A 13,268-nucleotide genomic window follows, 5' to 3' on the forward strand; every position below is an offset into this window, starting at 1 on the left:
ATTATGGGTAATATCTAAGGTTATAGTTTAGCAGCGTTTTGAGATAGGTATTTAGCTACGCCATCTGGAGAAGCGCTCATGCCCTCTTTACCTTTTTCCCATTGTGCAGGGCAGACATCGCCGTGCTCTTCATGGAATTGCAGTGCGTCAACCATACGCAGCATTTCGTCAATGTTACGGCCCAGAGGCAGATCGTTAACGACTTGATGACGAACTACGCCGTTTTTGTCGATCAGGAAAGAGCCGCGCAGAGCGACACCCGCTTCTGGGTGCTCAATGCCGTAGGATTTTTGAATCTCGCGTTTAGTATCAGCAACCATTGCATATTTAACTTCGCCAATACCACCTTGATCGACAGGAGTTTTACGCCATGCGTTGTGGACGAATTCAGAATCAAAAGAAACACCTATAACTTCAACACCGCGCTTTTTGAACTCTTCGTAGCGGTGGTCAAATGCGATCAGCTCAGAAGGGCATACGAAAGTAAAGTCCATCGGCCAGAAAAAGATAACGGCAGGTTTACCGTTCAGGTGTTTTTTCAGGTTGAAATTCCCAACTATTTCGCCGTTGCCGAGGACTGCTGCTGCTGTAAAGTCAGGGGCTTGACGAGTTACCAGAACCATGAGTTACTCCTGTAGTTTTACGAGGTTTATGTAAAAATTGGATATAGAATAAAGAATTAGCGTACACCAATAAAGGATAAAATACTAATCTTTGCAATAGATTTTACCTATTAATACTTTATTTTTATTTTCTTTACCTTAATAAGATAGAGGATTTTGGTTGTATGAACTTTTTTGAATAATTGAGAGTAGCCGCGGTGTATCTATGACATCCTTAGCAAGAACCTCCGTAAATCCGTCATAAAGACGGTTGCGGCCTGAGAAGTGGGAAGCCTCGCCGTTTTTTACGGCGGGGAGCAGTCACTAGTGTCAGCAGTTATTCTTTTACTTTTTTAAGAAGTGGCAATGATAAAGCGCTGGCAGTAGCCTTTATGGTGAAATTTTTATTAAACGGCAAAGAGGGGGTCAGTAAGGTGGACTATAAACGCCGTGAGCCGCTTATTTGGTGGAGTAAAGATAAAACCCGCCGACTTAGAAGCTCAAATTCCGTTGATTCTGGCCGAATTGGATCGCCTGGGTCCCCCTGATGAAGATCTTTCCGAATGAAAGCTAGCGTTAAAAAATAATTTCCTACTATTCATCTTATTCCAGCCAAATGGCTGGCACGCTGGGAAAAAGGAATTCTGACTGTACCACCGGATATCAAGGATGAAAAAATCATTAAACATGCGAAAGTGCCGTATTGCCTGAATGATTTCTTTCTATCCGCATTTACGATTTATTCACAAGCATAGTTGTAATAATAACGCTTATTGAGGCGAACAATAAAAATCCTTATTTTCCGCTTTTTCCATCATATAAGGATAAAATTGCCAGAATAGTGCTTCAAAGTCAGCGTAATGTTGTTCTATATCCTGAAATGATCCAGATAAAGCTGATAATCTGGGATGTCTTCGAGCCATACCTGTTAATACATCTGCAATAAATGCAAGATCTGCATAGCGGATCAGCCAGTTTTGCGGCCATAAAAATTCATTCAGTTCCTGAAATTTTTCGGGAGTGTAATAAAGATGAGGTTCAATCTGGTTGCGAGCATGGTGAATAAATGCCGGTAATGAGTAGGTGGGAACCAGTTTATCCCAATTCAAGGAGAGGAAGTGATCCCAGATAATATCTAAAGTGATCGGCGCAACCCGTCGATATGGAGCGCTGAATAAGTGACGGGCTTGAATAACCAATGGATGGGTATCTGTTAATACATCAACACGCCGATGCATACGAATACCTGCAACCACATCAGCGCTGTATTGTCCCTCTGGATTACCGCGCACAAAATCTGCCATCAGATTTCCTAGTAGGGAGCTGTCAGCCAGAGTAGCTAAATGAAGGTGAGCGAGAAAATTCATTTGGTGATTATAATATAAATCCGCGAAGTTATGTGCTTATTTGTTGCACCCTTAGGGCCGCGGCACTAGACTAGTCCGCCTGTTTTTCTGAATGATTAAATATAATGCGTGTCTCCGATTTTACTTTTGAACTTCCCGACGAAATGATTGCTCATTACCCTCAACCGCAACGCAGTGGCTGCCGTTTGCTCTCGCTTGATGGTGAAACGGGGAAATTAACGCATGGTATTTTTACGGATGTTCTCGATAAGCTGAATGCCGGAGATTTGCTGGTTTTCAATAATACCCGCGTCATACCTGCGCGTATTTTCGGCCGAAAAGCTACGGGCGGTAAGTTGGAAGTGCTGGTTGAAAGGGTGCTGGATGATAAGCGGGTACTTGCACATGTGCGTGCTTCCAAAGCGCCAAAAGTGGGGACTGAATTGTTATTGGGTGACAATGAAAGTCTTAAAGCAACCATGTTGGCCCGCCATGATACCTTGTTCGAAATACGTTTTGATGATGAACGTGATGTGTTGTCCATTTTGGATGACATAGGTCATATGCCTTTGCCGCCTTATATTAATCGTCCTGATGAAGAGGCAGACCGTGAGTTGTACCAAACTGTATACAGCGAACGGCCCGGGGCGGTAGCTGCACCAACGGCCGGTCTTCATTTTGATGAGCCATTATTGGAAGCGCTGCGTAAAAAGGGCGTGGAAATGGTTTTTGTGACATTGCATGTTGGTGCGGGTACTTTCCAGCCTGTGCGGGTGGAGACCATTGAAGACCATATTATGCATGCTGAGTATGCAGAAGTGCCACAGGATGTGGTTGATGCTGTGCTGGCATGTAAGGCGCGAGGTAATAAAGTTGTTGCCGTTGGCACAACGTCAGTTCGATCGCTGGAAAGTGCCGCAAAAGCCTGTCAGGATGGGTTAATTGCGCCATTTTTTAATGACACGCAAATTTTTATCTATCCGGGTTTTGAATATCAGGTTGTGGACGCGTTGATTACTAATTTCCATTTACCGGAATCGACACTTATTATGCTGGTTTCTGCGTTTGCGGGTTATAAAAATACGATGAATGCTTATAAAGAGGCAGTTGCAGAAAAATATCGTTTCTTTAGTTATGGTGATGCTATGTTTATTCGTCGTAATCCCTTCGCTTGCAAGGAAAAGATTTCTTAATGTAATAATTATGGCATTGACTGGAATATATTGTTGAATTTGTTGAAAATAGGGTTATGTGAATATCTCAGCTCAACGGTAAATTTCAACTTTATCTGGTTTTAAACAACAGCATCGGACTGTTTATCTGATGCTTGGAGGTTAAGTGAAATTTGAATTACAAACTACCGACGGTCAAGCCCGTCGTGGTCGTCTGATTTTTGAGCGTGGCGTGGTAGAAACGCCAGCATTTATGCCAGTTGGGACTTATGGCACAGTAAAAGGAATGACACCGGAAGAAGTGAAAGAAACCGGTGCGCAGATCCTGCTTGGCAATACTTTCCATCTGTGGCTACGCCCAGGGCAGGAAATCATGAAGCTTCATGGTGATTTGCATGGATTTATGCAGTGGCATGGTCCAATCTTGACGGATTCAGGCGGTTTTCAGGTATTCAGCCTTGGCGCAATGCGTAAAATCAAAGAGGAAGGGGTACATTTCCGTAACCCAATTAATGGTACGCCGGTTTTCCTCAGCCCAGAAAAATCGATGGAAATCCAGTATGACTTGGGTTCTGATATTGTCATGATTTTTGATGAATGTACGCCATATCCTGCTGATTGGGATTATGCGAAACGTTCGATGGAGATGTCCTTACGTTGGGCTGCCCGTAGTCGCAAGCGTTTTGATGAGCTACAGAATAAAAACGCTTTGTTTGGTATTATTCAGGGAAGCATTTATGAAGATTTACGTGACATCTCAGTAAAAGGTCTGGTAGAGATTGGTTTTGATGGATACGCTGTAGGTGGTCTGGCGGTAGGGGAGCCTAAAGAGGATATGCACCGCATTCTTGAACATGTCTGTCCGCAAATCCCGCAAGACAAACCGCGTTATCTGATGGGGGTAGGAAAACCAGAGGATTTGGTGGAGGGGGTTCGTCGCGGCATTGATATGTTCGATTGTGTGATGCCAACCCGTAATGCCCGTAATGGTCATCTTTTTGTGACCGATGGTGTGATTAAAATCCGTAATGCCAAACATAAAGAGGATACTTCTCCACTGGATGAGCAGTGTGACTGTTATACTTGCCGAAATTATAGTCGGGCATATTTGCATCATCTTGACCGTTGTAACGAAATTCTCGGTGCAAGGCTGAATACTATCCATAATTTGCGGTATTATCAGCGCCTGATGGCTAAGATCCGTCAAGCCATCGAGGAAGGTAATCTTGAACAGTTTGTTGAAGATTTTTATCAACGGATTGGTAAACCCGTTCCGGCATTAAGTATTTGACTTAAGTAGTGATTGACTGGTTTCAGTGTGTATAGCATATTGCGGCTGGTTTTTGATTACTATTGAATTTGATAACAATGAGGGAAGTTTAATGAGTATTATTTCTGAAGCAGCAGCATCTGCTGGCGCACCGGCTCAGGGAAGCCCATATTCTTTGATCATCATGCTGGTTGTTTTCGGCTTGATCTTCTATTTCATGATCCTGCGTCCACAACAGAAACGTACTAAAGAACACAGAAAGCTGATGGATTCTATTTCCAAAGGTGATGAGGTGATGACCAATGGTGGTTTGATTGGTCGTGTCACTAAAGTTTCTGACACGGGTTATATCGTTGTAGCACTGAATGACACTACTGAAGTAACCATTAAACGTGATTTCGTCGCTGCCGTTTTACCGAAAGGTACAATGAAGGCTCTGTAATTTCTGATTTTCCCGAAGGGAACTGCCGTGCTAAACCGTTATCCTTTGTGGAAGTATCTGATGCTGATCGCTGCGATCCTCATCGGTTTGCTTTATGCACTTCCCAACCTTTATGGTGAGGATCCGGCTGTACAAATCACTGGCGCGCGAGGCATTGCCGCCAGTGAGCAAACGCTGGTCCAAGTCCATAATGTTTTAGAAAAAAATCAAATCGCGAGTAAATCTATTGCGCTGGAAAATGGTGCGATTCTTGCTCGTTTCAATAATTCCGATATTCAGCTTCGTGCCCGTGAAGTATTGATGTCCACATTAGGCGATCAGTACGTGGTGGCATTGAACCTGGCACCAGCAACACCAACTTGGTTAAGTAAGGTTGGTGCCGAACCAATGAAACTAGGCCTTGATCTGCGAGGTGGGGTGCACTTCCTGATGGAAGTGGATATGGAAACCGCATTAGGCAAACTGCAAGAGCAGAATATTGATGGCTTGCGCACTGATTTGCGTGAAAAAGGCATTCCTTATTCCACTGCCCGTAAAATTGATAATTACGGTGTAGAAATCCGCTTCCGTGATGAAAAAGCGCGGTCTGAGGCGGAAAACTATCTTACTGGCCGCCACCGTGATTTAGTTTTCAGTATTGGAAGCAATAATACTTTGAAAGCGGTGATGAGTGATGAACGTCAGCGCGAAGCCCGATCTTATGCGGTGCAGCAGAACATTACCATTCTACGTAATCGTGTTAATCAACTGGGTGTGGCTGAACCATTGGTTCAGCGTCAGGGCGCTGACCGTATCGTGGTTGAATTACCGGGTATTCAGGATACTGCTCGTGCAAAAGAGATTCTTGGTGCGACAGCGACGTTGGAATTCCGTCTGGTCAATACCGGTATTGACTCTACCGCAGCTACATCAGGCCGTGTGCCAGGTGATTCTGAGGTGAAGAGCACCCGTGATGGTAATCCGGTTGTGTTATATAAGCGTGTTATTCTGACCGGTGATCATATTACAGATTCAACCCCTGGTACCGATGAATACGGTAGTCCAGAGGTGAGTATTTCACTGGACAGTGCTGGTGGCTCCGCGATGTCTAATTTCACCAAGGACAATGTTGGTAAGCCAATGGCGACATTGTTTGTGGAATATAAAGACAGCGGTAAGAAAGATGCTAATGGTCGGGCGGTGTTAGTTAAACATGAAGAAGTGATTAACATTGCTAATATTCAGACTCGTTTGGGGAACAATTTCCGTATCACGGGTCTTTCCAACGCAACCGAAGCGCGTCAGTTATCCTTATTGTTGCGTGCGGGTGCTCTGATTGCGCCGATTCAGATTGTAGAAGAGCGTACCATTGGGCCAACCCTTGGTCTGCAAAACATAGAACAAGGCTTAGAAGCTTGTCTGTGGGGCTTAATTGCATCAATTCTGTTTATGGTGATTTACTATCGCAAATTCGGTGTGATTGCGAGCAGTGCGTTGTTGGCTAACCTGGTGCTGATTGTTGGTATCATGTCTCTGTTACCAGGGGCGACGTTAACCATGCCGGGGATCGCGGGTATTGTGCTAACGCTGGCTGTGGCGGTTGATGCGAACGTGCTGATTAACGAACGTATTAAAGAAGAGTTGAGTAATGGCCGGACAGTACAACAAGCGATACATGAAGGTTATAAAGGGGCTTTCTCCAGTATTATTGATGCTAATTTGACCACGTTGATTACCGCGGTCATTCTTTATGCTGTTGGTACCGGGTCAATTAAGGGCTTTGCGATAACAACGTCAATTGGTGTCGCGACTTCTATGTTCACCGCTATTGTAGGTACTAGAGGGATCGTCAACCTGCTATACGGCGGTAAGCGTATTAAGAAGCTGTCAATTTAAGGAGCACGTTGTGGCACAGGATTATACTGTTGAACAATTGAACTACGGTCGCAGAGTCTATGACTTTATGCGCTGGGACAACGTTGCTTTCGGAATTTCGTTGCTACTGTTGGTAGCTTCTGTTTTTGTGATGGCAGCCCGCGGGTTTAACTGGGGACTCGATTTTACCGGTGGTACGGTAATCGAAATCAAACTCAGTCAATCTGCTGATTTGGATAAGATGCGTGATAACCTGGCAAAAGCGGGTTTTGAAGATCCTCTGTTGCAAAATTTCGGTAGTAGCCGTGATGTAATGGTGCGTATGCCACCAGTTACGGGTGCGGCTAATGAGGAGCTGGGTAAAAAGGTTATTAAAGTCATTAATGACACCATTGATAAAGATGCGAGTGTCAATCGTATTGAAATTGTTGGGCCGAGTGTCGGGGCTGAGCTCGCCCAAGATGGTGCAATGGCGTTGCTGGCGGCGCTTATCTGTATCTTGATTTATGTTGGATTCCGTTTTGAATGGCGTTTAGCATTGGGTGCGGTTCTTGCGCTTGCCCATGATGTCATCATCACGCTAGGGGTTCTGTCATTGTTCCATATCGAGATTGATCTGACCATTGTGGCATCGCTGATGTCGGTTATTGGTTACTCATTGAATGACAGTATCGTGGTTTCTGACCGTATCCGTGAGAATTTCCGTAAGATCCGTCGTGGTACGTCGTATGAAATTATGAACGTCTCTCTGACGCAAACATTGAGCCGTACAATCATGACATCGGCAACAACTTTACTGGTGGTGCTGATGTTGTATATTTTCGGTGGCGCGATGTTGAAGGGCTTCTCACTAGCGATGTTAATTGGTGTTTCTATCGGTACGGTATCTTCTATCTATGTTGCTTCCGCTTTAGCGTTGAAACTGGGTATGAAGCGTGAACACATGATCCAGCAAAAGGTTGAGAAGGAAGGGGCTGATCAGCCATCTTTATTGCCTTAATTATTCTGCCTTGATGCTGTTCAAACACCCTGTGAGTATCCGGCTGACAGGGTGTTTTTTATTCAGATTAAGGATAAACTGTAAATTTAGTTCGGATTAACCATCAGGAAACGATATGCATTGCCCATTTTGTGCTGCTGTTGATACCAAAGTGATTGACTCTCGTTTGGTCGGGGATGGCTCGCAGGTGCGCCGGCGGCGCCAGTGTCTTGAGTGTCATGAACGATTCACCACTTTTGAAATGGCTGAGCTGGTTATGCCTAGAGTAATAAAAAGTGACGATATCCGAGAGCCGTTCGATGAAGAAAAATTGCGCCGTGGTATGCAAAAAGCACTGGAAAAGCGCCCGGTCAGTTCTGATGATGTAGAAATGGCGATTAGCTATATTAAATCTCAGTTACGTGCTACCGGTGAGCGGGAGGTTCCATCCAAAATGATTGGTAATCTGGTCATGGATGAATTGAAGAAGTTGGATAAAGTCGCCTATATCCGTTTTGCTTCTGTCTATCGCAGCTTTGAAGATATTCGTGAATTTGGCGAAGAGATTGCTAAATTACAAGGTTGAGCCAGTGAATAACGATAAAAAATATATGGCGCGCGCTTTGGAATTGGCGCGTCAAGGGCGCTTTACCACGCCACCTAATCCTAACGTTGGTTGTGTAATTGTGCGTGATGGACAAATTGTTGGGGAAGGTTTTCATTTACGTTCTGGTGAGCCACATGCGGAGGTTCACGCTTTACGGATAGCCGGAGATAAAGCTAAAGGCGCAACTGTTTATGTCACGCTTGAACCATGCAGCCATCACGGTAAAACACCGCCTTGTGCCGATGCGTTGATTGCAGCTGGCGTTAGCCGTGTGGTTGCGGCGATGCAGGATCCCAATCCACAGGTAGCAGGAAGGGGGCTTTATAAGTTGCAACAGGCTGGTATTGCAGTAGAACATGGACTGATGATGGAAGAAGCTGAATCTCTCAACCGGGGGTTTTTGAAGCGGATGCGTACCGGGTTTCCATATATTCAGTTGAAGATGGCTTCTTCTCTTGATGGCCGAACGGCATTAGCTTCTGGCGAAAGTAAATGGATTACATCACCTCAAGCTCGCGATGATGTACAAAAATTCCGTGCTCAATGTAGCGCGATTCTGAGTTCCAGTAGCACGGTTTTAGCTGATGATCCTCACTTGACAGTTCGTTGGCGTGAATTGGACGCAGAAACCCAGGCGGTTTATCCCGAGGAAAATCTTTGTCAACCGGTACGTGTTATTGTTGACAGTCAGAATCGTGTTGGCCCTCAGCATCAGGTCATACAGCAGCCTGGTTATTGTTGGCTGGCTCGCACTAAAGCAGATGAACATGACTTATCTGAAAATGTAGAACAGATACTGTTACCTGCTCATGGTATTGGGGTAGATTTGGTGTCATTGATGATGCAGTTGGGTAAGCGTCAGATCAACACAGTCTGGACTGAGTGTGGGGCATTGCTGGCGGGGGCATTGCTAACTTTAGGGTTGGTGGATGAATTGGTTCTTTATGTTGCGCCAAAAGTGCTAGGTGATACAGCTTGTGGTTTGTTCACTATTCCTGAACTCAAAAATCTGGCAGAGGCGCCGGAATTTGACATTTTTGATGTACAGCAGGTGGGGTCTGATCTTCGTCTGCGTCTGCGGCCTGTATACTGACTGAATATGTGAGTGTGGGTTGGTTTGCCTGTTTTTATGCTCTGTTGCTAAATCGGCAGGCGCAGCTAACGAAAGAATATGATAGAATCCGCCCCCCTGCGGATATGAACAGATGGAAGGAAGGCTATGAACGTAATCAAAGGTGGTGTTGCAGCTCCACAAGCTCGTGTGGCGATTGCCATTGCACGTTTTAACAACTTCATTAATGACAGTCTGTTAGGCGGAGCGGTGGATGCGCTTGAGCGTATCGGTCAGGTTGCCTCAGAGAATATCACTGTTGTCTGGGTTCCTGGTGCTTACGAGTTGCCATTGGCAGTGAAGACATTGGTCGAAACTCAAAAATATGACGCTGTTGTCGCGCTAGGTACAGTTATCCGTGGTGGTACCGCTCATTTTGAATACGTTGCTGGTGAATGCAGTTCTGGTCTGTCTAGTGTAGCGATGACTAGTGAAATTCCAGTAGCGTTTGGTGTTCTGACCACAGAAAGCATTGAACAGGCGATTGAGCGCGCTGGAACCAAAGCGGGTAATAAAGGTGCAGAAGCTGCATTAACCGCACTGGAAATGGTCAATGTAATTAATGCCATTAAAGGCTGATTTTAGTTTTAATTAAGGGGAATCTTGTGAAACCTGCTGCTCGTCGTCGTGCTCGTGAGTGCGCTGTTCAGGCTATATATTCATGGCAATTATCTGGCAATAGCATTGCTGATGTTGAATTACAGTTTCTGTCGGAGCAGGACGTCACTGGTGTTGACGTAACCTATTTTCGTGAATTGCTGTCAGGAGTAGCTGTAAATGCGGCTAAGCTGGATGCTTTGATGGCCCCTTATCTTTCCCGTCAGCTCGAAGAGTTAGGTCAGGTAGAAAAAGCCATTTTGCGTGTTGCTATGTTTGAACTAAGTTATCGTGATGATGTCCCTTATAAAGTGGCTATTAACGAAGCTATCGAATTGGCAAAAGTCTTCGGTGCTGAAGATAGCCATAAGTTCGTAAACGGGGTACTGGATAAATCTGGCCCGGCAGTACGCAGAAAAAGATAAGCTACTGCTTGTCGGGTTTTTCCCACCGTAGACGATGATTTGTAAGGCCGGGATACCGGCCTTATGTTCATGATCATCAGTAACTTTTTGGGATTCTATTATGGCATGTGGCGAATTTGACCTCATTGCGCGTTATTTTGATCGTCGGGAGATTAGCCGGCGTGATGTAAATCTAGGTATTGGTGATGATTGTGCACTGATGACACTAGCCGATAAACAACAATTGGCGGTTAGTACGGATACCTTGGTTTCAGGCGTACATTTTTTACCTGATATTTCCCCTGAAGATTTAGCTTACAAATCTCTTGCTGTGAATCTGAGTGATCTGGCCGCAGTCGGCGCTGATCCTGCTTGGCTTTCATTGGCGTTAACATTACCGGAAGTGGATGAACGCTGGCTGGGTGGTTTCAGTGATAGTCTGTTTGAACAGTTGCGTTATTATGGTATGCAGCTTATTGGTGGTGACACTACCCGCGGTCCGATGAGTCTGACGTTGACGATTCATGGTTTGGTTCCCGCAGGCAGGGCGTTACGGCGTACTAGCGCAAAAAATGGTGATTGGATTTATGTGAGTGGATCGTTGGGTGATAGTGCGGCGGGTTTGGCTCTGTTACAAAACCGTCTACAAATTTCTGATCCGATATCCCACAACTGGTTGGTTCAGCGTCATCTCAGGCCGCAACCTCGTATTTTACAAGGGCAAGCACTACGTGGCTTGGCAACATCAGCTATCGATTTGTCTGATGGTTTGATTTCCGATTTAGGTCACATTCTGAAAGCCAGCCGATGTGGAGCCAGAATAAATCTGGATGCGCTTCCTTACTCTGATGCAATGAAACAGTACGTTGAACCGCAACAAGCTTTGATGTGGGCTTTGAGTGGTGGGGAGGACTATGAGTTGTGTTTTACCGTCCCGGAGAGGAATCGTGGTGCGTTGGAAATTGCGTTAGCGCATACTGGTGCTGGTTTTAGCTGTGTTGGACAGATTATGGCGGAATCGGAGGGAGTTCGTTATTACAGCAATAATAAAGAGATTAAATTAGATCTAAAAGGGTTCGATCACTTTATTACCGAGGAAGCACATGGATAAGGCAAAGCGTCGTTTACGGATGAGTAATCCCTGGCATCTATTAGCGACAGGTTTTGGTAGTGGGCTGTCGCCGGTTGTGCCGGGAACAATGGGATCGGCGGCGGCTATTCCATTCTGGTTATTACTGATCCAGTTTCCGGAATGGATTTGCTGGTTGGTTATTATTGTCGGGATGTTTTTCGGCATAATGATTTGTCAGCGTACTTCTGATGATATGAAAGTTCATGACCACGGTAGTATTGTCTGGGATGAATTTATCGGTATGTGGATCACATTGATGGCAATTCCTGTGGTTAACTGGCAGTGGGTTTTGGCCGGTTTTATGGTGTTTCGTATTCTCGATATGTGGAAACCGTGGCCAATTCGCTGGTTTGATCGCTATGTTCATGGCGGATTAGGCATCATGTTAGATGATATTATCGCTGCTGTATTTTCTTTCGTGATTGTTTGGTTATTGGCGTTTTATCAGATTTTGACTTTTTGAGGTGTGGTGTATTGATTGTTAAGCCTATTGAGATTGGCGCTGAGTTTAGTCTTGAGCAGTATTGTTGTAGATGGAAGGTCTAATGAAATCACTGCAATTTCCGAACTCCTGAACAGATTGTCATTGAAAGGCAATATCTCAACTCTGGATTCTATCGGATGTCAGCACAGTATGGTGCAGAATATGATTGGTCAGTGGACAGACTGTATATTGTCCCTTAAAGGATGACTCATTTTTGCTTTATATCTCAGCATTTTCTTCATTTAGGCTAAGATTGCCTAATATCAAAATTAAGACCACGATAGTACTACAAAAGTCAGCATGTACGAGGTATTAAATGGGCACTGAAACTTATGTTCGCACACGTATAGACCCTGCAATTAAGCAAGAGGCAATCGACGTTTTAGCCGATATTGGGATTAAAATGTCTGACTTTTTACGCATTGCTGTAACGATGGTGGCTAAAGAAAAGGCGCTACCTTTCGAGATCAAGAAAATCCCTAACAGAGTTACTGTTGAGGCTATGAATGAGGCGAGAAGCTCAATGAGTGCGCGTTTTAACGATGTGGATGATTTAATTCACGACATCGAAAAAGACTGCGGCAAGTAAGCGTGCTAGCCAGCCGAAACTTAAAATTTCTACCGAAATATTGACGGGAGAAAGATCTGAATAAGATCTTTTTTCTTATTACTAATGTTCTTGTTATCAGTAGAATCATTGTAGGCAGATTCGACTAATAAGTGCAATTTTTCAGAAGGGCGGTCAGTTGCTATAGTAGGCATCTTTCTCGCCAAAGGAAAATGCACTATGGCCTATACACAACTGACCGAAACAGAAAGATACCAGATTTCCAGTTTAAGAGAAGCGGGTTTTTCACAGCGTTTCATTGCTGAGTCACTTAAGCGAAGCCCGTCGACCATCAGCAGAGAATTGAAGAGAAATCAAGAAGTCCAGACATACTGCCCTGAACAGGCTCATTTGAAGGTATTGGCTCGTCGTCATTTTGCTAAGAAAGCCGTGAAAATAACGCCGGAAGTAAAAAAATGGATAAAACGGTTAATTTGGAAAGACTTAAGTCCTGAACAGGTGGCTGATTATTTAAAGCAACATAAAGGGATATCTTTGCATCATGAGACAATTTATAGACTGATTTATAAAGATAAAATAGAGGGGGGGTGATTTATGGCAACATCTGCGAATTGCCAGAAAACCCTATCGTAAACGTTATGGTAGCTATGAAAGAAGAGGCAAAATTAAAAACCGGGTCAGTATTGATGAACGCCCGGAA

At 44.6% G+C, this 13,268-nt stretch carries 14 protein-coding genes and 1 pseudogene; 13 read left to right on the forward strand and 2 right to left on the reverse strand.

Annotated elements, in window-relative coordinates; all coding sequences use genetic code 11:
- Window positions 1-20: 20 nt before the first annotated feature.
- Window positions 21-623, reverse strand: coding sequence for a peroxiredoxin C (locus LG003_RS16410; RefSeq protein ID WP_011148042.1), 603 nt, complete (start codon window positions 621-623; stop codon window positions 21-23).
- Between the two features lie 749 nt (window positions 624-1,372).
- Entirely contained in the window at window positions 1,373-1,969 is a 597-nt protein-coding gene (locus LG003_RS16415) for an acyl carrier protein phosphodiesterase (protein ID WP_262981181.1), read from the reverse strand.
- Window positions 1,970-2,073: 104 nt separating this feature from the next.
- Here LG003_RS16415 and queA point away from each other — a divergent pair, with 104 nt between their 5' ends.
- The 13 genes and pseudogenes from queA to LG003_RS16480 form a co-directional block, all read left to right on the forward strand.
- A complete protein-coding gene (gene queA / locus LG003_RS16420; protein WP_112879371.1) occupies window positions 2,074-3,141 on the forward strand; it encodes a tRNA preQ1(34) S-adenosylmethionine ribosyltransferase-isomerase QueA in 1,068 nt (355 codons plus the stop codon).
- A 145-nt stretch (window positions 3,142-3,286) separates the two neighbouring features.
- Entirely contained in the window at window positions 3,287-4,411 is a 1,125-nt protein-coding gene (gene tgt, locus LG003_RS16425) for a tRNA guanosine(34) transglycosylase Tgt (RefSeq protein WP_112894588.1), read from the forward strand.
- Between the two features lie 91 nt (window positions 4,412-4,502).
- Complete coding sequence (gene yajC / locus LG003_RS16430; protein WP_011148038.1) at window positions 4,503-4,832, forward strand: preprotein translocase subunit YajC; 330 nt, start codon at window positions 4,503-4,505, stop codon at window positions 4,830-4,832.
- Window positions 4,833-4,859: 27 nt separating this feature from the next.
- Entirely contained in the window at window positions 4,860-6,707 is a 1,848-nt protein-coding gene (gene secD, locus LG003_RS16435) for a protein translocase subunit SecD (protein WP_112879369.1), read from the forward strand.
- Window positions 6,708-6,717: 10 nt separating this feature from the next.
- Window positions 6,718-7,686 carry a protein translocase subunit SecF gene (secF, locus tag LG003_RS16440; protein ID WP_262981182.1) on the forward strand — a complete coding sequence of 323 codons (969 nt, stop codon included), beginning with the start codon at window positions 6,718-6,720 and terminating at the stop codon, window positions 7,684-7,686.
- 115 nt (window positions 7,687-7,801) lie between these two features.
- Window positions 7,802-8,251, forward strand: coding sequence for a transcriptional regulator NrdR (gene nrdR / locus LG003_RS16445; RefSeq protein WP_036775072.1), 450 nt, complete (start codon window positions 7,802-7,804; stop codon window positions 8,249-8,251).
- Between the two features lie 4 nt (window positions 8,252-8,255).
- Window positions 8,256-9,365 carry a bifunctional diaminohydroxyphosphoribosylaminopyrimidine deaminase/5-amino-6-(5-phosphoribosylamino)uracil reductase RibD gene (gene ribD / locus LG003_RS16450; RefSeq protein WP_262981183.1) on the forward strand — a complete coding sequence of 370 codons (1,110 nt, stop codon included), beginning with the start codon at window positions 8,256-8,258 and terminating at the stop codon, window positions 9,363-9,365.
- A 126-nt stretch (window positions 9,366-9,491) separates the two neighbouring features.
- On the forward strand, window positions 9,492-9,962 hold the full coding sequence (ribH, locus tag LG003_RS16455) for a 6,7-dimethyl-8-ribityllumazine synthase (protein ID WP_112879367.1): 471 nt from the start codon (window positions 9,492-9,494) through the stop codon (window positions 9,960-9,962).
- Window positions 9,963-9,988: 26 nt separating this feature from the next.
- Window positions 9,989-10,405, forward strand: a complete 417-nt coding sequence (nusB, locus tag LG003_RS16460) for a transcription antitermination factor NusB (protein ID WP_112879366.1) — start codon at window positions 9,989-9,991, stop codon at window positions 10,403-10,405.
- Between the two features lie 100 nt (window positions 10,406-10,505).
- Window positions 10,506-11,495, forward strand: a complete 990-nt coding sequence (thiL, locus tag LG003_RS16465) for a thiamine-phosphate kinase (protein ID WP_262981184.1) — start codon at window positions 10,506-10,508, stop codon at window positions 11,493-11,495.
- On the forward strand, window positions 11,488-11,979 hold the full coding sequence (gene pgpA / locus LG003_RS16470) for a phosphatidylglycerophosphatase A (protein WP_112879364.1): 492 nt from the start codon (window positions 11,488-11,490) through the stop codon (window positions 11,977-11,979). Before thiL ends, pgpA begins: the two co-directional genes overlap by 8 nt.
- 337 nt (window positions 11,980-12,316) lie before the next feature.
- Window positions 12,317-12,589, forward strand: a complete 273-nt coding sequence (locus tag LG003_RS16475) for a type II toxin-antitoxin system RelB/DinJ family antitoxin (protein ID WP_262981185.1) — start codon at window positions 12,317-12,319, stop codon at window positions 12,587-12,589.
- A gap of 198 nt (window positions 12,590-12,787) precedes the next feature.
- Window positions 12,788-13,268 (forward strand): annotated as a pseudogene (locus tag LG003_RS16480) (IS30 family transposase); the annotation flags it as partial.

Origin of the sequence: Photorhabdus kleinii (genome assembly GCF_025384885.1) — a bacterium.
In the GTDB taxonomy this organism is placed as follows: Bacteria; Pseudomonadota; Gammaproteobacteria; order Enterobacterales; family Enterobacteriaceae; genus Photorhabdus; species Photorhabdus kayaii.